This window comes from Thioalkalivibrio sp. K90mix (assembly GCF_000025545.1).
Taxonomy (GTDB): Bacteria; Pseudomonadota; Gammaproteobacteria; order Ectothiorhodospirales; family Ectothiorhodospiraceae; genus Thioalkalivibrio.
In genome coordinates, this window is record NC_013889.1 from 2,522,274 (window position 1) to 2,542,429 (window position 20,156).

Consider the following 20,156-nt stretch of genomic DNA (forward strand, 5'->3'; position numbering starts at 1 on the left):
GTCAGGCGCGCTGCTCGTTCGGGACGGTTTCCTCGGAGGACGCATCGGGCTCGGCGGTATCGTCGCCAGGCTCGGGTAGCGTCGGGTCGGGGAGCTTGAAGTCCGACACCGAGGACTGGAGCTGCGCGGACAGTTGCGCCAGATCGCCGATGGCGGCCGCGGTGGACTGGGTACCCTGAGTGGTCTCCGAGGTGATCTCGCGGATCTGGCCCATGATCGAGGTCACGTTGCGCGCCATCTCCGACTGCTGGCGTGCCGAGTTCGCGATCCCGTCGATCAGATCCGCCAGATCGGCAGACACCTGCTCGATCTCGGCCAGCGCCTCGCCCGCCGCCTGGGCCATCTCGGCCCCGGACACCACGTTGGCGGTACTTTGTTCCATCGACGAAACCGCCTCGCTGGTATCCGCCTGGATCGCCTTGACCAGACCCTCGACCTGACGCGTCGCGCCGGAGGAGCGCTCCGCGAGGCGCTGGACCTCGTCCGCCACCACCGCGAACCCGCGCCCCGCTTCGCCTGCGGCGGAGGCCTGGATCGCAGCGTTCAGCGCGAGCACGTTGGTCTGCTCGGCAATATCATTGATCAGCCCGATGATGTCGCCGATCTCCTGCGAGGACTCGCCCAGGCGCTTGATTCGTTTCGCGGTCTCCTGGATCTGCTCGCGGATGGTATCCATGCCTTCGATCGAGCGGCGCACCGTGGCCGCGCCCTTGGACGCGATCTCCACCGAATTTCGCGCCACCTGGGCCGACTGCCCGGCATCCTGCGCGACCTTGTCGACCGACTCGCTCACCTCGTCGATTGCATCGTTCGCCTGCTGGATCTCGCGGGCTTGTTCCTCGGACTTCTCCGCCAGCCCCAGCACCTGCGAACGGGTCGCGGCCGAGGATTCGCTGATGTCCGCGGCCACCGTGTTAATGGTCGCGACCAGGGTACGCAGGTTCTCGATCGCGTAGTTCATCGAGTCCGCGATCGCCCCGGTGAAGTCCTCGGTCACGGTCGCGTTGACGGTGAGGTCCCCATCGGCGAGGTTCATCATCTCGTCCAGCAGGCGCAGGATGGCCTGCTGGTTGCGCTCGTTCTGCGCCTCAGTCTCGGCCAGCTCGCGCTTGGTGTCGCGGTAGAGGAACAGCCCCATCGCGATCAACAGCAGCAGCGCCAGACCACCCAGGGCGAACCCGACCAGGGCAATCACACCCGCCTGCTCGGCCTCGCGGTTGAGCGCAGCCTCGAGACCACCGGTCACATCCAGCATGGCCCCAGAGCGAGCCTCGACCGAGGAGGCGGCCGCATTGATCTCGAAGATCTGCGACGAGGTATCCAGCACCCCCTCGACCGCCTCGCTGAAGGCGATGAACAACGTCGCGATCTCCTGCAGCGTACGCTGGGTCTCGGCGTCATCGACGCGCTCGATACCCAGGGGTTCGAAGCCCTCGATCAGGCCATCGAGCACACGCCCGTACAACGTGGCATCGCGCTCGAACCGCTCGATCGCGGTAGCCGCTGCGGCGCCACCCTGCAACACCTGGTTGAGGTTATTGGCGATGCGCTGAATGAGCATGGTCTGGCGCGAGGCCGCATAAACCTGCTCCGGCGACTCCCCGATCTGGACCATGCGCCGCACCACGTCATCGGACAGACGTGCCAGCTCGGGCGAGAAGGCCTCCACCGCCTCGGAAAACTCCGTCACCTGCTCAATGTCATCGGAGCCCACGATGACGGTGGTGACATCATCACGATAAAGCGACCACTCGCGATTGACGTCCGACAGTTCGCTGGACACTGCCTCGGGCAGCGGCAGCAGACCGTCGCCCCCATCGCGCAACCGCTCGAACTGATCGTCGAAGCGGTTGCGCAACTCCGTGATATCGGTAATCGCCTGTTCGGAGCCCCCGGCCGCTTCCAGGGTACCCGTCGCCAATCGCTGCGAAAGCAGCTGCATCTCGCTGGCCAGGGCGACACGGTCGCGATACTGGCTTTGCTCGAATTCGTGGTAGGTAAAAGCCACGCCCGTCGCGATCAGGGCCAGCACCAGCACCCCCCCGAGGACGATATTGCGCAAGCGTCGACTCGATCCCATACGTCATACCCCCTGTTGCAGCCCGCCGGCTCCGCTTATACAGCGGTCGCGGTCTGTTCGGTATTCGATGCCCCAGCCAGCTCCATGCCGGCAAAGCGATTGGTGTCATTCAAAAGCAGATCCAGATCCAGCACCGGGTGCAACCGGTGCCCAAGGTCGAATCCACCGGTAATAAAGGGACGCACACGGTCGGGCACCGACACCTGCAGTCGCCGTTGCGACGGAATGCAGCGCCGCATGCCCTCGACCTGACTCACCAGCAAACCGGCCATACCGTGTCCCTGGGGGGCCACTACGACACGCTGCCCGGCCGCATCGTGCGGCAAGGGAACGTCCAGCAACAGCTTGCCCATGTCGAATACCGGCAGGACCAGCCCGCGCAGATTCCCCACACCCAGCACGGCCGGGTCCGCCAGCGGCACTCGAGTCAACGACAGCGGATCGGCCACCTCGGCGATCGAATCCATGTCGACCAGAAAACGGAAATCGGCGACACGGAGCAGCACCCCGCGCCAGCCCGTGCCGATATCCCTTCGCAGTTCGCGGTTCACGCGACGCCCTTCGCGATCGAGACTCGCGAGCAGGGCGTAGGGCGTGGACCGCTCGATCTTCATGCGTTCAGGTACTTACCGATGGTTTGCAGCAGGTCCTTTTCCGCCACCGGTTTGGTGATGTAGTCCCGGGCCCCCTGGCGCATGGCCCAGACCCGGTCCGTGGCCTGGTCCTTGGTGGACACCACGACCACGGGCACATGCGAGGTCTCGTCGGATTTCGACAACTCGCGGGTGGCCTGGAAGCCATTGAGCCCCGGCATCACCACATCCATCAGCACCAGATCCGGGACCTGCGCCTTGGCCGCAGCCACGCCCTCCTCGCCGCTTTCGGCCGTGGTCACGGCATGGCCATGCTTCTCCAGCATGGTGCGCAGGACATGGATCTCGGTCGGGGAGTCATCAACGATCAGGATGCGGGCCATGGGTCGTTCCTTGTCGGCATCTTGTGGTGCGGCGGGGTTCAGCTTCCTGCCGGGCGAGTGTACTGGCGCATCGCACCCAGGAGGTCATCCCGGGTGAAGGGCTTGGTCAGGTAATCCTCGGAGCCAACCACGCGGCCCTTGGCCTTGTCGAACACGCTGTCCTTGCTCGACAGCATGATGATCGGCGTGGCCCGGAACCGTTTGTTGTTCTTGATCAGCGCGCAGGTCTGGTAGCCATCCAGACGCGGCATCATGACATCGATAAAAATGATATCCGGGTTGGAGTTGGCCACCTTGGACAGGGCCTCGAAGCCATCCACGGCCGTAATGACGTCCGCACCGTGCTTTTGCAGCAAGGATTCGGCCGTGCGCCGAATGGTCTTGCTGTCATCGATGACCATGACTTTCAGCCCCTGAAACTCGGCAGCCGAGTCCGCTTCTGCCAATGCGTTCGCCACCCTGCTCCCCCTGAAGGCTCTCTGCGCCCCCGAATCTATCGGAAGCTCGAGCCCGTGACAAACAGCACACAATGATATTGCCTGCCCCCGCGAGCAGCGCAAGGAGTAGAAGCGGCCCTGCCTCGACGGGGATCCATGAGCGCCGCAATGACATGGCATACTCGAGCCACATTCTGACACTGCGGAACCGCTCGTGGCGCATGACATCGCTGTCCTGATGGACCCCATCGCCGGCATCAAGCCCTGGAAGGACACCACCTTCGCCATGCTGCTCGCCGCCCAGGCACGCGGGCACCGCCTGCACTACCTGGAACCCGGCGATCTGTGGATCGAAGAAGGGCGCGCATATGTCCGCAGCCGCCCGGTGGCGGTGCGCGACCAGCGCGAGGACTACTACACCCTGGGGCCCGAGCAAGAAGGCGACGCCAGTCGCTTCGATCTCCTGCTGATGCGCAAGGACCCGCCGTTCGACCTCGAATACATCTACGCCACCTACGCCCTGGACCTGGCCGAGCGTGACGGCGTGCGGGTAGTCAATCGGCCCGGGGCCCTGCGCGATGTAAACGAGAAGGCCTTCGCCACGCATTTTGTCGACTGCGGGCCGCCGACCCTGATCACCCGCGACCGCGCGCGCATCCGCGCCTTCCTCGATCACCACGGCGACATCGTGGTCAAACCACTGGACGGCATGGGCGGGGCCTCGGTATTCCGCATCCGCGAGGGCGACCCCAACCTCTCGGTCATCCTCGAGACCATGACCGAATTCGATCGGCGCACCATTGTCGCCCAGCGCTTCCTGCCGGAATACACCGCCGGCGACAAGCGCATCATCCTGATCGGGGGCGAACCCTACGACTATGCACTGGCACGAATCCCGGCCGAGGGCGAGACCCGGGCCAACCTGGCCGCCGGCGGGCGCGGCGAGGCCGTACCCCTGACCGATCGCGACCGCTGGATCTGCGCGCAGATCGCCCCCGAGCTCAAGCGCCGAGGCCTGGATTTCGTCGGTATCGACGTGATCGGCGACTACCTGACCGAGATCAACGTGACCAGCCCCACCGGCGTACGCGAACTCGATGCCGCCTGCGGCGACGACCTCGCCGGCCAGTTCATCGACTACCTGACCCACCCCTGATCCCGCGAGGTGATGCCCATGCCGATCCCGTTTCTGCGCGCCCGCCAGGCCCTCGTCGGACCGATTCTGCTCGCCGCGCTGGCCCTGGCCGGCTGCGACCGCGACACGCCCGACACCGTGACCCTGAATTTCTTCGCCTTTGGCACGATCGTGGACGTCACGCTCTACCCCGCCGGGGCCTACGACCTGGAGGCGCTGGAATCCGAGCTGCAGGCCGAACTGGAGATCCTGCATACCTCCTGGCATGCCTGGGAGCCCGGATCACTCGGGCGCACCAATGAACTGCTGGCGCTTCGGGCCGAGTTCAGCGCCCCGCCCTCTGTCCTGCCACTGATTGAACGTGGCAAGGAAATGGAAGAGCTGAGCGACGGCCTGTTCAACCCGGCGCTGGGCAAGCTGATCGCCGCCTGGGGCTTTCATCAGGACGAGCCCGAGGGCCCGCCACCGGACGACGAAACCCTGGAGGCGCTGCTCGAAGATCCGCCCAGCATGCGCGACGTCGAGCGCAATGGGGTACGTCTGCGCGGCCAGCACGCGGACCTGCAGCTGGATTTCGGGGGGCTCGCCAAGGGCCTCGCCGTCGAACGCATGCTCGACCTGCTGCAGGACCAGGGTGTGGAGGCCGCGATCTTCAACGCCGGTGGCGACCTGATGACCCTCGGGCGCCCCACGGATCGGGCCTGGCAGGTCGCGATCCGCCACCCGCAGGGTGGCATTCTCGGGAGTATCGAGCTTGATGCAGGCGAAGCACTGTTCAGCTCCGGCGACTACGAGCGCGGCTACGAATGGGACGGCGAACACATCCACCATGTAATCGACCCGCGCAGCGGACGCCCCAGTAGAGACGTTCACGGCGCGACCGTGCTGCACAGCGACCCTGCCCTGGCCGATGCCGCCGCGACCACGCTGATGATCGCCGGCCCCGAGGAATGGCCGCGCTATGCCCGCAAGATGGGTATCGAGGCCGCCCTGGTGGTGCTCGACGATCGCATCGAGGCAACCCCGGCGATGGTCGAACGGGTGCGCATGGAAGACAGCCAGCCCGCGCTCGAGGAGCGCGCTCTGCCGTGACGTTTTCCCATCTGCGCTGGGGCGACGGGCTGATCGCCGCCCTGGCCAGCGCCACAGTGGTCGCGGCCTTTGTCCTTGCCTACCTGCCGGATACGGAGGCCTCCATGCTGGTCATCACCCAGACCGGCGAGCCGCCACGGCAGGAACCCCTGGACCGCACCCGCGAAATCGAGATCCACGGCCCGGCCGGCATCACCCGCGTGCAGATCGAGCCGGGCAGGGCGCGCTGCGCCGAATCCCCCGGCACGCGCAACATCTGCGAGAACAGCGGCTGGCTGCAGCGCCACGGCGAGGTCGCGGTCAGCCTCCCCAACCGGCTGACCCTGCAGGTCCAGGGTCGCGGCCCCAGCCATGACAGCCTTCACTACTGAGCCCGGCGTGACCATCTCCACCCCCGACACTTTGACACAACGCGACCGCACCATTGCCGCGCTGGCCGCCATCGCCATCGGTGTCCAGGTCCTGGAGGCGGCGATCCCGAGCCCGGTGCCTGGTATCAAGCCGGGGCTGGCGAACATCGTGACCCTGATCGCCCTGCTCACTCTGGGCTGGCGCGCGGCGGTCGCGGTCACCCTCATCCGGGTCGTCGGCGCCGCCCTGCTGCTCGGCACGCTGCTGAGCCCCGCCTTCTGGCTGTCGCTGGCCGGGGCCCTGGCCGCCCTGGCCGCGCTCGGTCTGCTGCGCCCACTGGCGCCACGCCATATCGGCGCGCTGGGCCTCGCCATCGCCGCCGCGATGGCGCACATCACCGGTCAGTTCCTGCTGGCCTGGGGCGTGATCATCCCGCACCCGAACCTGCCACTGGTGCTACCCCCACTATTGCTGGCCGCCCTGATTGCCGGCAGCGTGACCGGTATACTGGCCGCACACGTGCTCGCAGACCCCCGGATCCAGCGCCATGTCCGTCTCGCACGGCACCCTTGAACCCGAATCTCCGCAGCGTCGCGGCCAGCTGGGCCCGATGCTGTTTCTGGCCGTGGTCGCGCATGCCCTGATCATCCTCGGCATCGGCTTCGCCGTTGACCCACTGGACACGCCTTCCCGCGAGCCCCTGGACGTGACCTGGGTGACCGACCCGGACGCACAGGAGCCAGAGCCGGAAGAGGTCGAGCGCATCGCCACCGAGGACCAGGCCGCCAGCGGCGAAGGCGAGGAGGTGCAGGAGGCGCTGTCGCCGGAGGCCGAGGCCGAAGGCATCGGCGAACCGGAGCCCGAGGGGGTCGAGGCCCCGCTGCCGGACGCGGGGCCGCTGGTCATGGAGCCCGCCCAGCCGGAACCCGAACCGGAGCCCGAGGCCGTGGAGGCCGAGACGGACGAAGCCGCGCCGACAGCCCCCGAAGTCGCCGAACCCGAACCGATCGAGTCCCCTCAGGCGGAGGAACGCCCGTCGGCCGCCGCGCTGATGAACCGGGGCCTGGACACCGCGCGCGCGGCCCCGGCCGAGGAGCGCCGCGAATTCTCCACCCGCGCCACCCGCACCCGCTACCTCGACAGCCTCGCCGCGCGCAGCGCGCCGGAGGCCGCGTATCTGCAGGCCTGGATCAACAAGGTCGAGCGCGTCGGCAACCTGAACTACCCCGACGAGGCCCGCCGCCGGGGCCTGTCCGGCACACTGGTGCTGTCGGTGCGCCTGAACCCGGATGGCGAGCTGATGGATATCGAGATCGCCCGCAGTTCCGGCGAGCCGGTGCTGGACCAGGCCGCGATGCGCATTGTGGAGCTGGCCGCCCCTTATGCCCCCTTCACCGAGCAGATGCGCGAGGAATATGACGAACTCGTGATCACCCGGACCTGGGCCTTCCGCCGCGACCAGATGGAGCAGATTCGGTAGGCCCCGGGTTCCTTGCGGCATAACGGAGCAGCGCCGATACTGAACACATGACGCAAGCCCCTTCCAGCTCGAGCGCGGCCAGCCTGCGCGATCACTTCCTGATCGCGATGCCGAGCCTGAACGATGGCTACTTCAGCCATGCGGTCACCTACATCTGCGACCACGACGCCGAAGGGGCCCTGGGGCTGGTCATCAACCAGCCCACCGAGTTGTCGCTGCGCGACCTGCTGCAGCACGTCGATCTCGAGCCTCGCGACGAGCTGCCGGAGATCCCGGTCTACCGGGGCGGCCCGGTCCAGCCCGAGCACGGCTTCGTGCTGCACACTGGAAAGCCCGAGTGGCGGGGCAGCCAGCCCATAACCGACTCCATCGTACTGACCACCTCGCGCGACATCCTGGAGGCCATCAACGAGGGCCGCGGCCCGCACCGCGTCCTCATCGCCCTGGGACACGCCGGCTGGGGGCCGGGGCAACTCGAGAGCGAACTGGCCGATAACGCCTGGCTGACCACCCGCGCCAATGCCGACATCCTGTTCGACCACCCCAGCGCCGAGCGCTGGGCCGGGGCGGCCAAGCTGATCGGCATCGACGTCAACCTGATCAGCTCCGCGCCCGGCCACGCCTGAGGCGGGCCCGGCAACGTCATGGGGCTTCTGGCCTTCGACTACGGCCGCCGGCGGATCGGGATCGCAGTGGGCGAGGAACTGACCGGCGCGGCGCGCGGGCTGCGCACACTCAACACCGATTCACCGGAGCTGTGGCCCGTGATCGACAGGCTCGTAAGCGAGTGGGCGCCCGAGGGCTTTGTCGTCGGCTGGCCCACCCAGGCGGACGGCAAACCCACCCCGCTGGCGAAACGCATTCGCGCGTTCGGGGCCGCCCTCGAAGCGCGCTACAACCAACCGGTATACTGGTACGACGAGCATCTGACATCGCACCTGGCCCGCGAGCGCAGCGGGCGGGGACGCCACGACCCGGGGCTGGATGCCCACGCTGCCGCGGTCATCCTCGAAGGCTGGTTTCAGGAGAACGCATGAAGACGCCGGACGTCCCAACCCTGCTCGACCGCATGGCCGACCAGACGCGCCAGTACCTGGCCAGGCACGACATCGACAACCCGATGGTGGTCGGCATCCACTCCGGTGGAGTCTGGATCGCCGAGCACCTGCGCGAGCGCCTCGGGGTGGAGAGGCCGCTGGGCAAGCTGGATATCAGCTTCTACCGCGACGACTTCTCGCGCATCGGCATGCATCCACAGGTCCGCCCGTCCGAGCTCCCGGAGGACCTGGACGGCGTGCATGTCCTGCTGGTGGACGATGTGCTCTACACCGGGCGCACGATCCGCGCCGCCCTGAACGAACTGTTCGACTACGGGCGCCCCGCCTCGGTCACCCTCGCCGTGCTGGTCGAGCGCGACGGGCGCGAACTGCCGATCGCCGCCGCGATCGTCGGGGAACACATGGAGCTCGGCACCCGCGAGCAGATCAAGCTGCGCGGCCCCGAACCCCTGCGCCTGGAGCGCGTCACCCTGGAGACCGATGGGGACGCCGACGCATGAGCGATACCGTGGACACCCCGGTCCTGGCCGGGGCCACCCGCCTGCCGGAACCGGGCCCGTTGCCCAATCACCTGCAGCTGACCGATGACGGCCAGCTGCGCCACCTGCTGACCATCGAGGGCCTCAACCGCGATCTCCTGAACGAGATCCTGGATACCGCCGAGTCGTTCGCGAACATGAACGAGAAGGCAGTGAAGAAGGTCCCGCTGCTGCGCGGCAAGACCATCGTCAATCTGTTCTTCGAGGCCAGCACCCGCACCCGCACCACCTTCGAACTGGCCGCCAAGCGCCTGTCCGCGGACGTACTCAACATCAACATCAGCACTTCCTCGGCGGTCAAGGGCGAAAGCCTGCTGGATACCCTGCGCAACCTCGAGGCGATGAACGTGGACATGTTCGTGGTACGCCACGAGGAGAGCGGGACCGCGCATTTCATCGCCCGCCATGTCGCCCCCGGCATCAGCGTGCTGAACGCCGGCGACGGCCGCCACGCGCACCCCACCCAGGCGTTGCTGGACATGTTCACCATCCGCCGGCACAAGGGCGACTTCACCAAGCTGAAGGTCGCGATCGTGGGCGACATCCTGCACTCGCGCGTCGCGCGCTCGCAGATCCACGCGCTCAACATCCTGCAGACCGGCGAAGTACGTGTGGTCGCACCCTGTTCGCTGTTGCCGGCGAATGTCGACCAACTCGGCGTGCACGTCTACAACGACCTCGACGCCGGCCTGAAGGACGTCGACGTGATCATCATGCTGCGTCTGCAGCGCGAGCGCATGGAGCACGCCCATCTGCCCTCCGAGCACGAGTACTACCAGCTGTTCGGCCTGACCTCGCGCCGTCTGCAACTGGCGCACCCCACCTGCCTGGTGATGCACCCGGGCCCGGCGAATCGCGGCGTGGAGATCGAGTCCGCGGTGGCGGACGGGCCGCACTCGGTGATCCTGCAGCAGGTGACCTACGGCATCTCGGTCCGCCAGGCCGTGATGTCCATGGTGATGGGGGCGCATCAGTCGTGAGTGTACTGATCGAAAATGTACGAATCATCGATCCGGCGGACGACTACGACGCGGTCGGGGCGCTCTGCGTGCAGGGCGCCGAGATCCTGGCGCGGGGCCAGATACCGGACGGCTTCGAGCCACGCCGGCGCATTGATGGCAGCGGGCTGTGGGTGTTCCCCGGCCTGATCGACCTGTCCGCGCGTATGCGCGAGCCCGGCGAGGAGCACAAGGCCACCATCGCCAGCGAGACGCTGGCCGCTGCACGCGGGGGCATCACCAGCGTCGTGATTCCCCCGGATACCGATCCGCCAATCGACTCCCCGGCCGAGATCGAACTGATTGCGCGCCGCGCACGGCAGGCCTGCGGCGTACGGGTCTATACGCTGGGCGCTCTGACACAACGTCTGGAGGGGCAGCAGCTGGCCGAGATGGCGGCGCTGCAGCAGGCGGGGGCCCGCGGTGTGAGCAATGCCCACAAGCCGCTGGCCAGCCTGCTGGTGCTGCGCCGAGCTCTGGAGTACGCGACCACCTTCGGCCTGACGATCGTGCTGCCCGCCCAGGACCTGTCGCTGACCGGCTCGGGCTGCATGCACGAGGGCGCCGTCTCCACACGCCTGGGCCTGTCCGGGATCCCGGAAGCCGCAGAGACCGCCGCGCTGGGCGCCATCCTGGCCCTGGTCGAACAGACCGGGGCGCGCGTGCATGTCGCGCGCCTGTCGACGCGCCGCGGGGCCGAGATGATCGCCAAGGCACGCGCCGAGGGACTGCCGATCACCGCCGACGTCGCTGCCCACCAGTTGTTCCTGACCGAGGTCGATGTGGCCGAATACGACCCGAACGGCCATGTGATTCCGCCGCTGCGGGCCCAGCGCGACCGCGACGGTCTGCGCGCGGCCGTCGCGCGCGGCGAGATCAGCGCCATTTGCTCGGACCACCAGCCGCACGAGGCGGACGCCAAGCTGGGGCCGTTCGCCGGAACCGAACCGGGCATCTCGGCCCTGGAGACCCTGCTACCTCTGACCCTGCGCCTGGTCGAGGATGGCCTGCTGAGTCTGGGCGAGGCGCTGGCGCGCGTGACCTCCGGACCTGCCGAGATCCTGGACTTCGAACAGGGCCGACTGGGCGCCGGCGCGCGGGCCGATTTCGTGCTGTACGATCCCACCGCGCTGCAGGAGATGCGCAAGCAGGACTGGCTGAGCACCGGGCGCAACTCGCCGTTTTTCGGCTGGACCTTCACCGGCCAGGTTCGCGAGACCTGGGTGGCGGGCCGCCCAGCCTGGACCCAGCCCACTGAGGGAAACACTGAATAATGTACACGCTCGCGTTGGTACCCCAGGTTGTCCGAGACAAGGCGCGTCGTGCAGCGGGTAGTGGTTCTACCCGCCCGTTCTTGACTGGTTCGGGGCGCAACGCAGGATCGGGGAACCTGGGGTACCAACCCCACAAGCCATTAAAGCAGGGGCTCGGCCGCCCGTTGTTATCAAGAACGGGCGCGCGCACGGCGTTGCGGCTCCCCCGTGCAGAGTCACTGCACGGCGGTCACCGCGCCTTGTTCGCACGCAAAAGCGACTCGAGCGCGAGCGTGTACATTATCCAGTGTTTCCCTAAGGACACCGCATGACCCCCACCGACGCCGAACGCCCCCACCGCGGCACGATTTTTCAGGAGACGGCCCGCATCCTCGAGCACCAGGATGCCGGGGCCGGGCAGTGGATCCTGCGCGCCGAGGCACCGGAATGCGCGCGCCGCGCCGCCCCAGGGCAGTTCGCCCATATCCAGTGTTCGCCGAACCTGCCGATGCGGCGCCCCCTGTCGATCCAGCGGGTCGACCGCGAGGCCGGGTGGGTCGAGTTCCTCTACAAGGTCGTGGGCGACGGCACGCAGGCACTGTCGCAGCAGCCGGTGGGCGATTCCCTGAGCGTACTGGGGCCGATCGGGGTCCCGTTCCGGCTGAACCCGGATCGTCCGCTGCGGCTGCTGCTCGGGGGTGGCGTCGGGATCCCGCCGATGATCTTTCTGGCCGATCACCTGCGCCGCCAGGGCGAGGCGGGCCAGACCCGCGCGATCCTCGGCTCCGAGGTGCCGTTCCCGTTTCGGGCCAAGCCCTCGGAAATCCTCTGGCCAGGGCTGCCGGACGGGGCGATCGCGACCCTGCCGCTGCTGGAGGACTGGGGCGTGGCCTGCCGCCTGACCTCGAAGGCAGGCATCCCCGGTGCCCATGACGGCTTCGTGACCGATCTCGCCCGCGCCTGGCTCAAGACGCTCTCGCCTGTGGAACGTGATCAGGTCGAGCTCTATGCCTGCGGCCCGCACCCGATGCTCGAGGCCTGCGCGGAACTGGCGGCGGAGTTCGGCCTGCCCTGTCAGGTCTCGCTGGAGGAATTCATGGCCTGTGCAGTGGGTGGCTGCGCGGGCTGCACGGTACCGGTGCGCACCCCCGACGGCGTGGCGATGAAGCGTGTCTGCGTGGATGGGCCGGTGTTTGCGGCCGCCGATGTGTTCCCGGAGCCTGCGCGGGCCTGAGGGACAGGACGCACGGAGGGGTTCTTGGTAAGCGCCGGACACTGGGGAGCGCCCCTCCGAGATCCACATTGAGGAGCCGAGGGTGATGCGGTTCGCTTCGCTCAGCGCATCCTACCGGTCGGGGAGTTGAAGGTCTTCCTCGGCCTCGTCGGCCGCGGAGACGCCGCCGCCGAAGTTGAGGCGCCATTCGAGGTCGGCACGCGAGTCTGCCTTGTTCAGGGCCTCGTCCAGCATCACTCGGCCACCCTTGAACAGCTTGACGATGGCCTGATCGAAGGTCTGCATGCCCACCGAGCTGCCCTTGGCCATAATCTCCTTGATCTCGCTGATCTTCTCGTCGCGGATCAGTTCGGAGATATACGGCGTGTTCACCATGATCTCCAGCGCAGCCACACGCTGTCCGTCCTTGGTCTGCAACAGGCGCTGGGCGATGATCGCGCGCAGGTTCAGCGACAGATCCGAGAGGATCTGCGAGCGATTGTCCTCGGGGAACAAGTTGATTACGCGATCCAGCGCCTGGGTGGCATTGGTCGCGTGCAGGGTCGTCAGTACCAGGTGGCCGGTATCGGCGTAGGTCAGGGCCGCACGCATGGTCTCGCGGGAACGCACCTCCCCGATCATGATCACGTCCGGGGCCTCGCGCATCCCCTCCTGCAGGGCGTGATCATAGCTCGGGGTGTCGATCCCGACCTCGCGCTGGCCGACGATCGAGCGCTTGTGCGTAAAGAGAAACTCGATCGGGTCCTCGACCGTAAGAATATGACCGCTGGAATGCGTATTACGGTGATCAATCATCGAGGCGAGCGTGGTGGACTTCCCGGTCCCGGTCGCGCCGACGATCAGCACCAGCCCGTCATGGTGCGAGACGAATTCCTCCAGCACCGGGGGCAGCCCAAGCTGCTCGATGGTCGGGATGGACATGCGAATGAAGCGAATGACCATCGCGACCTCGCCGCGCTGGCGATAGACATTCACGCGGAAGCGTCCCAGACCCTCGCGCGAGACGCCAAAGTTGACCGCGGTCTCGCGCTCGAAGATCTCGGCCTGATGCTCGTTCATCATCTCGCGCGCGATGGCCTCCGCCTGACCGGGTGCGAGTGCCTTGCGCGAGATCGGCTGCAGGACCCCGTCGACCTTGATGCTCGCGGGCGCGCCGGTCAGGAAGAACAGGTCCGAGGCGGCCTTCTGCGCCATCAGGCTCAGGTACGGTTCGATCTGCATCTGGCTCATCGCTGATCTCCCGAAGGGTGCGGACCGTTAGCGGACACTGTAGTCCTCGGGACGGTCGTCCACGGACAGGCCCTCGCCCGTGTCGGCCACTGCCGGTGCACCGTCATCCTGTGCACGCTGCGAGTCGAGCTTGATGCGCAGCCGCAGGTCATTCACCGAATCGGCGTTGCGCAGGGCCTCCTCGTAGCTGATCTTGCGGGTCTCGTAGAGGTCGAACAGGGCCTGGTCGAAGGTCTGCATGCCCTGCTCGCGGGAGCGCGAAATCAGCTCCTTCATCTCGTGCACGGCACCCTTCAGCATCAGGTCGGCCATCAACGGGGTGTTGATCAGGATTTCTACCGCCGGCACACGGCCCTCGCCATTCTCCTGCCGCACCAGGCGCTGCGAGATCACCGCCTTGAGGTTCAGCGACAGGTCCATCAGCAACTGCTCGCGCCGGTCTTCGGGGAAGAAGTTGATGATGCGGTCCAGCGCCTGGTTGGTGCTGTTGGCGTGCAGGGTGGACAGGCACAGGTGACCGGTCTCGGCAAAGGCGATCGCGTAGTCCATCGTCTCCCGATCCCGGATCTCGCCGATCAGGATCACGTCCGGCGCCTGACGCAGGGTGTTCTTCAGCGCGATCTCGTAGCCCTCGGTGTCCACGCCCACCTCGCGCTGGGTGATGATGCTCTTTTCGTGTTCGTGGACGAACTCGATCGGGTCCTCGATGGTGACGATGTGATCGGGGGCATTGCGGTTGCGATGGCCGATCATCGCGGCGAGCGAGGTCGACTTGCCCGAGCCGGTCCCCCCGACGAAGATCACCAGCCCGCGGCGCTCCATGGTGATCTTCTCCAGCTGCGGCGGCATCTGGATGTCCTCGAACTTCGGGATCACCGAGTTGATCGTGCGCAGCACCATTCCGGGGCTGCCGCGCTGAGTAAACACGTTCACGCGAAAGCGCGACACGCCCTGCAGGCCGATCGCGAAATTGCACTCCTGATGGCGCTCGTACTCCGCGGACTGCTTGTCGTTCATCAGTGCGCGCACCAGCGCCTGGGTATGCGAAGGCGTGAGCTTCTGCTCGGTCATCGGCACCACGCGGCCGTCAATCTTGGCCGCTGGCGGCATGCCGACCGTGATGAACAGGTCCGAGCCACCCCGGTCCACCAGGGCGCGGAGCAGGTCGTGCATGTACTTGATCGCCTTGTCACGATCCATGGTGCTTCTCCCCTTGCCGAATCCCCCGGGCGGGGGCGCGGGCTCAGAACGAATCCGGGTTGGCGGCCTTGCGCTTGGCGTCCTCGCGGCTGATCACGCCCTGCGCCAGCATGTCTTTCAGGCACTGGTCCAGCGTCTGCATGCCAGTGCCGGCACTGGTCTGGATGGTCGAGTACATCTGCGCGATCTTGTTTTCGCGGATCAGGTTGCGGATGGCCGGCGTGCCCAGCATGATCTCGTGCGCGGCGATACGCCCGCCGCCGATCTTCTTCATCAGGGTCTGCGCGATAACCGCCCGCAGCGACTCGGACAACATCGCCCGCACCATGTCCTTCTCGGCCGCCGGAAACACATCGACGATACGGTCGATCGTCTTGGCCGCGGAACTGGTATGCAGGGTGCCGAAGACGAGGTGCCCCGTCTCCGCCGCGGTCAGCGCCAGGCGGATCGTCTCGAGATCGCGCAGCTCGCCGACCAGAATGGTGTCCGGATCCTCGCGCAGCGCGGAACGCAGCGCCTCGGAAAAGCCGTGGGTGTCGCGGTGTACCTCGCGCTGGTTGACCAGCGACTTCTTCGACTCGTGCACGAACTCGATCGGGTCTTCGATCGTCAGGATGTGGCCGTAGTCATTCTCGTTGCGGTGGTTGACCATGCCCGCCAGCGTGGTCGACTTGCCCGAGCCGGTCGGGCCCGTGACCAGCACGATCCCGCGCGGATAGTTGGAGATATCCTCGAAGATGCGCGGTGCCGCCAGCTCTTCCAGCGTGAGCACCTTGGAGGGGATGGTACGAAAGACCGCCGCCGCGCCCCGGTCCTGATTGAACGCATTGACACGAAAACGCGCCAGCCCGGTGACCTCGAACGAGAAGTCCGTCTCCAGGAACTCCTCGTAGTCCTTGCGCTGGCGGTCGTTCATGATGTCGTAGATCAGGCCCTGGACCTCCTTGTGGTCCATGACCGGCACATTCACGCGGCGCATATCGCCGTCGATGCGCACCATCGGCGGCATGCCCGCCGAGATGTGCAGATCCGAGGCCCCGTTCTTGACCGCAAAGGCCAGCAGCTGCGTGATATCCATGCATCCCCCTGTACAACCGGAAACGAGCCGCCAGCCCCAGCGCCCCGCCCCGGGCGACGCCCTGCCGGGCCCCGCAGCGTGTGACGGACACCGCCCGCCTGGCGGCGGTGCCCTTACGTTTCACCGGACTATATCATAGGGCCATGAGCGCACCAGACCACGCATTCAGGGCCGTTCGCGAACGTATCGTTCACGCCTGCGAACAGGCCGGGCGCGACCCCGGCAGCGTGCGTCTTCTGGCCGTATCCAAGACACGTACGGCCGACGACATCCGCGCGCTGCATGCCCTCGGGCAGACGGCGTTCGGCGAGAACTACGTGCAGGAGCTCATCGACAAGTTCGACGCCCTCGAGACCGGCCCGAACCCCCTGGGCCTCGAGTGGCACTATATCGGCGCACTGCAGAGCAACAAGACGCGCCCCGTGGCCGAACGCGCTCACTGGGTACACACCATCGACCGCGAGCGCATTGCCCGCCGCCTTTCGGAACAGCGCCCGGAACACCTGCCGCCCTTGCAGGTCTGCCTGCAGATCAATGTCTCGGGCGAGAGCCAGAAGGCAGGCGTCCCGCCGGAGGCTGCCGCCGCGCTGGCCGACACCGTCGCGAACCTGCCCGGGCTGACGTTACGGGGCCTGATGACCCTGCCGGCCGCCGAGAGCAATCGCGAGCGCCAGCGCCGGCCATTTGCCCGGCTGCGGCAGTTGAAGGACGAACTCAATGCGCGGGGACATGGCCTGGATACCCTGTCCATGGGCATGTCCGGCGATCTCGAGGCCGCGATCCTCGAGGGTGCCAGCCTGGTACGCATCGGCACCGCGCTGTTCGGGCCCCGCATCACACCCGAGAGAAACCAGTAAAAGAGGAGTCCGCATGACGGAACACCGCTTCGAAGTCGGCTTTATCGGCGCCGGCAACATGGGCGAAGCCCTGTTGCAGGGCCTGATCCAGTCCGGCCATGACGCCGAGCGCATCGCGATCGCCGACAAGAGCGCCGAACGCGTGCGCGATCTCCAGGCCCGCTACCCCGGACTGCAGGCCGCAAGTGCCGAGGCGCTCGCCGAGGACAGCGCCGCGCTGGTGCTCGCGGTCAAGCCGCAGACCCTGCCGGACCTGGCCCCCACGCTGCGCGAGGGCGTCACCCGCGGGCAGCCCCTGGTCATCTCGGTGGCCGCGGGCATCACCACGGCCCAGCTGGCCAGTTGGCTGGGTGACGGCACCCGCCTCGTCCGCGCAATGCCCAACACGCCGGCCCTGGTCGGCGCCGGCGTGACCGGCCTGTTCGCCGCCCCCACTGCCACCGCCGAAGACCGCGACACCGCCACCCGCCTGCTGGAGTCGGTGGGGCGGGCGATCCCGGTGGCGGACGAGGAGCTGATGCACGCGGTCACGGCGACCTCGGGCAGTGGCCCGGCCTATGTCTTTCTGATGATCGAGGCGATGCAGGACGCCGCGCAGTCGCTCGGGCTGCCGCCCGACACCGCGCTGGAGCTGACCCTTGGCACGCTGGCGGGTGCGACCCGACTGGCCGCCGAGAGCGACGAGCCGCCCGCCGAACTGCGCCACCGCGTGACGTCGCCGGGCGGCACCACCGAGCGGGCCTTGCAGGTGCTGGAGGATGGCGACCTGCGCGGACTCATGCGCCGCGCAATGGCGGCGGCGGCCGAACGCTCGCGCGAACTCGGACAGTAGGGGCTTCGTCCGCCGCGTTTCAGGCTGGGCCTGGTTCGTCATCCGGAGTTTACGGTGCCTTCGGCCCGCCACCTGCCATGCGCTCACTCGCGAGCGCGCCGCGAGGTACTTTCTTGCTTGCCCAAGAAAGTACCCAAAGAAGGGCACCCGGATTCCGCCCGGGAACCTTGCTCCAGGGCCCTCGGGCCGGCGGCGCTGAAACTCGCTACGCCTTTGGCTTCGCTCAGACAGTCAGCGCCTCTTTTCCGTCCCGAGGACCCTTCCGCAAGGGGCTTCATACGGGGGGATAAGGTCAAGACAACGGCTGGCCTGACGTTCCTGCCAGTGGATAGAGGCTAGGCATTCGGACATCTTGGCACGCTCGGCCTTCGGCCTTGGCGTGCCGCGCCCGCCAGCGGGCGCCAGACCCCCTCGTAGGATGCGGATGAGCGCAGCGAATCGCATCAGGGTTGCCCCGACGCCGGACCGGTGCGTTTCGCTGCGCTCAACCGCACCCTACAGCTCGGGGCTACCGCCTGTTTTGACCTTCCCTCCCGATATGAGCCCCTTGTGGAGGGCGTGACAGGCCGGACGATTCAAAATAGACACGGGGCGCTGACTGTCTGAGCGAAGCCAAAGGCGCAGCGAGTTTCAGCGCCTCCGGCCTGGCGCGTCCGAAGCAAGGTCCCCGGGCGAATCCCGGGCGTGTTTCTTGGTTACTTCTTTGCACGAGCAAAGAAGTCCGTTTTTGATCAACAACTGGCAGGGTGCGCTGCCGAAACAGCGCATGGCAGGCAGCGGACCGAAAGCAAGTAAACACCAGATGACGAACCCGGCCCAGCCCCAACGACGCTGAGGGCCAACCAGGGCACATCAAGACCCACCGGCCGGTGGGCGGGAGAAGGCTAGGCGTCGGGGAGGCCGAGGCGGCGCAGCCAGCGCGCCGGATCGCCGGCGCAGACCAGAAACTCGGGATTGAGCATGCTCTCCTTGGTGTTGTAGCGAAGCTCCTGCCCGTGGAGGTCCGTCACATGCCCCCCCGCGGCCCGCACGACCGCATGCGCCGCCGCGGTATCCCACTCGCTGGTCGGCCCCAGGCGCGGATAAATATCCGCGGCTCCCTCGGCCACCATGCAGAGCTTCATCGAGCTGCCCAGACTCACCAACTCGTGCGGCCCAAGGCGTTCCAGCACCGCTTTGAGCCGCTCGGCTCCGTGCGAACGGCTGCCCGCCACGAGCGGGTGCTCGGTATCAATACGGTCGCGTGCCACCTCGATGGAGCGCGGGACCTCGGAACCATCGCGGCGGATGGCGCCGCCTCCAGCGTGGCCCGCATACAGACGCTGAAGCACCGGACTCCAGACCACGCCCATCAGCGGCTCGTGGTCATGGATCAGGGCAATGTTGACCGTGAATTCACCCGTACGCTTGACGAACTCGCGGGTCCCGTCGAGAGGATCGATCAGCCAGTAGGTCCGCCACTGCTTGCGGCGCTCGAATGGTACGTCCTGCCCCTCCTCGGAGAGGACGGGCCACTCCGGCGCGATCTCGCGCAGCCCCTGGGCGATCACACGATGCGCGGCCAGGTCGGCCTCGGTCAGTGGGGAGCGATCGTCCTTTTCGGTGACCGCGAAGCGGGTCTCGTAGACCTCGAGAATGGCATGGCCGGCATCCTCGGCCAGACCACCCACTTCCTGCATCAGGGCGGTCAGGGCCGCGTCCTTGGGCGGTTCGTTCATCGGGGCATCCTTTCTGATTCGAACGGTACGGAATGCGCGTACCTTGGCAGAACCCGGGTCAGGCGTCGAGAAAATCGCGCACCATGTAGAGCGCCGCGATGGAACGGGCCTCGGTGCAATCCTCGCGGGTGACCAGTTCGCCCAGCCGGTCCAGCGACCAGGGTACGACCTCGATGGCCTCCGGCTCGTCACCCTCCTCGCGCTGGGGGTAGAGATCCTCCGCCACGATCAGATGGGTCTCGTGCGACATGTAGCCGGGCGCGACCGTCAGCGCGCCCAGGTGGGTCAGGCGGTGACCGCCATACCCGACCTCCTCCATGATCTCGCGGTTTGCCGCCACCAGGATGTCCTCGCGCGCCTCGATGCGGCCCTTGGGCAGGCCAAGCTCGTAGCGGTGGGTGCCGGCCGCGTATTCGCGGATCAGCAGCACGGTGCGATCCGGCTGCACCGGGGCGACGATGACTGCGCCGTTGCCCCGGCTGATCAGGCGCTCGTAACAGGTGCGCGCCCCATTGCTGAACTCGAGATCCAGCTCCTCGACCTCGAACAGCCGACTTCGGGCTACGGTCCGGCGGCCCTGGACATCCGGTTTGTCTCGACTCATAGAC

At 67.1% G+C, this 20,156-nt stretch carries 22 protein-coding genes; 13 read left to right on the forward strand and 9 right to left on the reverse strand.

Features of this window, described 5'->3' with window-relative positions:
- Position 1: 1 nt before the first annotated feature.
- The 4 genes from TK90_RS12035 to TK90_RS12050 are packed head-to-tail and all read right to left on the reverse strand — an operon-like array spanning position 2 to position 3,514.
- Positions 2 to 2,080, reverse strand: a complete 2,079-nt coding sequence (locus TK90_RS12035) for a methyl-accepting chemotaxis protein (protein WP_041444283.1) — start codon at positions 2,078 to 2,080, stop codon at positions 2 to 4.
- Between the two features lie 35 nt (positions 2,081 to 2,115).
- Complete coding sequence (locus TK90_RS12040; protein ID WP_012983760.1) at positions 2,116 to 2,694, reverse strand: chemotaxis protein CheW; 579 nt, start codon at positions 2,692 to 2,694, stop codon at positions 2,116 to 2,118.
- On the reverse strand, positions 2,691 to 3,056 hold the full coding sequence (locus TK90_RS12045) for a PleD family two-component system response regulator (RefSeq protein WP_012983761.1): 366 nt from the start codon (positions 3,054 to 3,056) through the stop codon (positions 2,691 to 2,693). Before TK90_RS12045 ends, TK90_RS12040 begins: the two co-directional genes overlap by 4 nt.
- Positions 3,057 to 3,094: 38 nt before the next feature.
- Positions 3,095 to 3,514, reverse strand: a complete 420-nt coding sequence (locus TK90_RS12050; RefSeq protein ID WP_017925122.1) for a PleD family two-component system response regulator — start codon at positions 3,512 to 3,514, stop codon at positions 3,095 to 3,097.
- A 193-nt stretch (positions 3,515 to 3,707) separates the two neighbouring features.
- On the opposite strand from TK90_RS12050, the gene gshB reads away from it, so the two are divergent.
- The 11 genes from gshB (at position 3,708) to TK90_RS12105 (ending at position 12,633) form a co-directional block, all read left to right on the forward strand.
- Positions 3,708 to 4,649 (forward strand): glutathione synthase, encoded by a 942-nt coding sequence (gene gshB, locus TK90_RS12055; protein WP_012983763.1) that lies wholly within the window; start codon positions 3,708 to 3,710, stop codon positions 4,647 to 4,649.
- An 18-nt stretch (positions 4,650 to 4,667) separates the two neighbouring features.
- Positions 4,668 to 5,720, forward strand: coding sequence for an FAD:protein FMN transferase (locus tag TK90_RS12060; RefSeq protein ID WP_012983764.1), 1,053 nt, complete (start codon positions 4,668 to 4,670; stop codon positions 5,718 to 5,720).
- Positions 5,717 to 6,091 carry a NusG domain II-containing protein gene (locus TK90_RS12065; RefSeq protein ID WP_012983765.1) on the forward strand — a complete coding sequence of 125 codons (375 nt, stop codon included), beginning with the start codon at positions 5,717 to 5,719 and terminating at the stop codon, positions 6,089 to 6,091. Before TK90_RS12060 ends, TK90_RS12065 begins: the two co-directional genes overlap by 4 nt.
- Positions 6,092 to 6,098: 7 nt before the next feature.
- On the forward strand, positions 6,099 to 6,644 hold the full coding sequence (locus TK90_RS12070; RefSeq protein WP_041444284.1) for a Gx transporter family protein: 546 nt from the start codon (positions 6,099 to 6,101) through the stop codon (positions 6,642 to 6,644).
- Entirely contained in the window at positions 6,619 to 7,551 is a 933-nt protein-coding gene (locus TK90_RS12075) for an energy transducer TonB (protein ID WP_012983767.1), read from the forward strand. The genes TK90_RS12070 and TK90_RS12075 overlap by 26 nt, the downstream gene beginning before the upstream one ends.
- Before the next feature lie 47 nt (positions 7,552 to 7,598).
- Entirely contained in the window at positions 7,599 to 8,177 is a 579-nt protein-coding gene (locus tag TK90_RS12080; RefSeq protein WP_012983768.1) for a YqgE/AlgH family protein, read from the forward strand.
- Positions 8,178 to 8,195: 18 nt separating this feature from the next.
- The gene (ruvX, locus tag TK90_RS12085) at positions 8,196 to 8,588 is read left to right on the forward strand and encodes a Holliday junction resolvase RuvX (RefSeq protein ID WP_012983769.1); all 393 of its coding nucleotides are present in this window, start codon (positions 8,196 to 8,198) and stop codon (positions 8,586 to 8,588) included.
- A complete protein-coding gene (pyrR, locus tag TK90_RS12090) occupies positions 8,585 to 9,109 on the forward strand; it encodes a bifunctional pyr operon transcriptional regulator/uracil phosphoribosyltransferase PyrR (protein WP_012983770.1) in 525 nt (174 codons plus the stop codon). The genes ruvX and pyrR overlap by 4 nt, the downstream gene beginning before the upstream one ends.
- Entirely contained in the window at positions 9,106 to 10,128 is a 1,023-nt protein-coding gene (locus tag TK90_RS12095) for an aspartate carbamoyltransferase catalytic subunit (protein WP_012983771.1), read from the forward strand. Before pyrR ends, TK90_RS12095 begins: the two co-directional genes overlap by 4 nt.
- On the forward strand, positions 10,125 to 11,420 hold the full coding sequence (locus TK90_RS12100; protein WP_012983772.1) for a dihydroorotase: 1,296 nt from the start codon (positions 10,125 to 10,127) through the stop codon (positions 11,418 to 11,420). The genes TK90_RS12095 and TK90_RS12100 overlap by 4 nt, the downstream gene beginning before the upstream one ends.
- 307 nt (positions 11,421 to 11,727) lie before the next feature.
- Complete coding sequence (locus tag TK90_RS12105; protein ID WP_012983773.1) at positions 11,728 to 12,633, forward strand: dihydroorotate dehydrogenase electron transfer subunit; 906 nt, start codon at positions 11,728 to 11,730, stop codon at positions 12,631 to 12,633.
- Positions 12,634 to 12,744: 111 nt separating this feature from the next.
- Here TK90_RS12105 and TK90_RS12110 read toward each other — a convergent pair whose 3' ends face one another.
- The 3 genes from TK90_RS12110 to TK90_RS12120 are packed head-to-tail and all read right to left on the reverse strand — an operon-like array spanning position 12,745 to position 16,141.
- A complete protein-coding gene (locus tag TK90_RS12110; RefSeq protein ID WP_012983774.1) occupies positions 12,745 to 13,863 on the reverse strand; it encodes a PilT/PilU family type 4a pilus ATPase in 1,119 nt (372 codons plus the stop codon).
- Positions 13,864 to 13,890: 27 nt separating this feature from the next.
- A complete protein-coding gene (locus TK90_RS12115) occupies positions 13,891 to 15,063 on the reverse strand; it encodes a PilT/PilU family type 4a pilus ATPase (protein WP_012983775.1) in 1,173 nt (390 codons plus the stop codon).
- Between the two features lie 43 nt (positions 15,064 to 15,106).
- Positions 15,107 to 16,141, reverse strand: coding sequence for a type IV pilus twitching motility protein PilT (locus tag TK90_RS12120; protein WP_012983776.1), 1,035 nt, complete (start codon positions 16,139 to 16,141; stop codon positions 15,107 to 15,109).
- A 143-nt stretch (positions 16,142 to 16,284) separates the two neighbouring features.
- Here TK90_RS12120 and TK90_RS12125 point away from each other — a divergent pair, with 143 nt between their 5' ends.
- Together TK90_RS12125 and proC are read left to right on the forward strand one after the other, a co-directional pair.
- Entirely contained in the window at positions 16,285 to 16,998 is a 714-nt protein-coding gene (locus TK90_RS12125; protein WP_012983777.1) for a YggS family pyridoxal phosphate-dependent enzyme, read from the forward strand.
- A gap of 13 nt (positions 16,999 to 17,011) precedes the next feature.
- Positions 17,012 to 17,830 carry a pyrroline-5-carboxylate reductase gene (gene proC / locus TK90_RS12130; RefSeq protein WP_012983778.1) on the forward strand — a complete coding sequence of 273 codons (819 nt, stop codon included), beginning with the start codon at positions 17,012 to 17,014 and terminating at the stop codon, positions 17,828 to 17,830.
- An 884-nt stretch (positions 17,831 to 18,714) separates the two neighbouring features.
- Here the strand turns inward: proC and cysQ are convergent.
- Together cysQ and nudE are read right to left on the reverse strand one after the other, a co-directional pair.
- Positions 18,715 to 19,548: a 3'(2'),5'-bisphosphate nucleotidase CysQ gene (cysQ, locus tag TK90_RS12135; RefSeq protein ID WP_012983779.1), complete on the reverse strand. Its 834-nt coding sequence runs from the start codon at positions 19,546 to 19,548 to the stop codon at positions 18,715 to 18,717.
- A gap of 58 nt (positions 19,549 to 19,606) precedes the next feature.
- Complete coding sequence (gene nudE, locus TK90_RS12140; protein WP_012983780.1) at positions 19,607 to 20,152, reverse strand: ADP compounds hydrolase NudE; 546 nt, start codon at positions 20,150 to 20,152, stop codon at positions 19,607 to 19,609.
- Between the last annotated feature and the right edge of the window lie 4 nt (positions 20,153 to 20,156).

Coding starts and splice junctions, on each gene's coding strand:
- TK90_RS12035 (WP_041444283.1), bottom strand. CDS start 2,080: ATGGGATCGAGTCGACGCTTGCGCAATATCGTCCTCGGGGGGGTGCTG.
- TK90_RS12040 (WP_012983760.1), bottom strand. CDS start 2,694: ATGAAGATCGAGCGGTCCACGCCCTACGCCCTGCTCGCGAGTCTCGAT.
- TK90_RS12045 (WP_012983761.1), bottom strand. CDS start 3,056: ATGGCCCGCATCCTGATCGTTGATGACTCCCCGACCGAGATCCATGTC.
- TK90_RS12060 (WP_012983764.1), top strand. CDS start 4,668: ATGCCGATCCCGTTTCTGCGCGCCCGCCAGGCCCTCGTCGGACCGATT.
- TK90_RS12075 (WP_012983767.1), top strand. CDS start 6,619: ATGTCCGTCTCGCACGGCACCCTTGAACCCGAATCTCCGCAGCGTCGC.
- TK90_RS12080 (WP_012983768.1), top strand. CDS start 7,599: ATGACGCAAGCCCCTTCCAGCTCGAGCGCGGCCAGCCTGCGCGATCAC.
- ruvX (WP_012983769.1), top strand. CDS start 8,196: ATGGGGCTTCTGGCCTTCGACTACGGCCGCCGGCGGATCGGGATCGCA.
- pyrR (WP_012983770.1), top strand. CDS start 8,585: ATGAAGACGCCGGACGTCCCAACCCTGCTCGACCGCATGGCCGACCAG.
- TK90_RS12095 (WP_012983771.1), top strand. CDS start 9,106: ATGAGCGATACCGTGGACACCCCGGTCCTGGCCGGGGCCACCCGCCTG.
- TK90_RS12105 (WP_012983773.1), top strand. CDS start 11,728: ATGACCCCCACCGACGCCGAACGCCCCCACCGCGGCACGATTTTTCAG.
- TK90_RS12110 (WP_012983774.1), bottom strand. CDS start 13,863: ATGAGCCAGATGCAGATCGAACCGTACCTGAGCCTGATGGCGCAGAAG.
- TK90_RS12115 (WP_012983775.1), bottom strand. CDS start 15,063: ATGGATCGTGACAAGGCGATCAAGTACATGCACGACCTGCTCCGCGCC.
- TK90_RS12120 (WP_012983776.1), bottom strand. CDS start 16,141: ATGGATATCACGCAGCTGCTGGCCTTTGCGGTCAAGAACGGGGCCTCG.
- TK90_RS12125 (WP_012983777.1), top strand. CDS start 16,285: ATGAGCGCACCAGACCACGCATTCAGGGCCGTTCGCGAACGTATCGTT.
- proC (WP_012983778.1), top strand. CDS start 17,012: ATGACGGAACACCGCTTCGAAGTCGGCTTTATCGGCGCCGGCAACATG.
- cysQ (WP_012983779.1), bottom strand. CDS start 19,548: ATGAACGAACCGCCCAAGGACGCGGCCCTGACCGCCCTGATGCAGGAA.
- nudE (WP_012983780.1), bottom strand. CDS start 20,152: ATGAGTCGAGACAAACCGGATGTCCAGGGCCGCCGGACCGTAGCCCGA.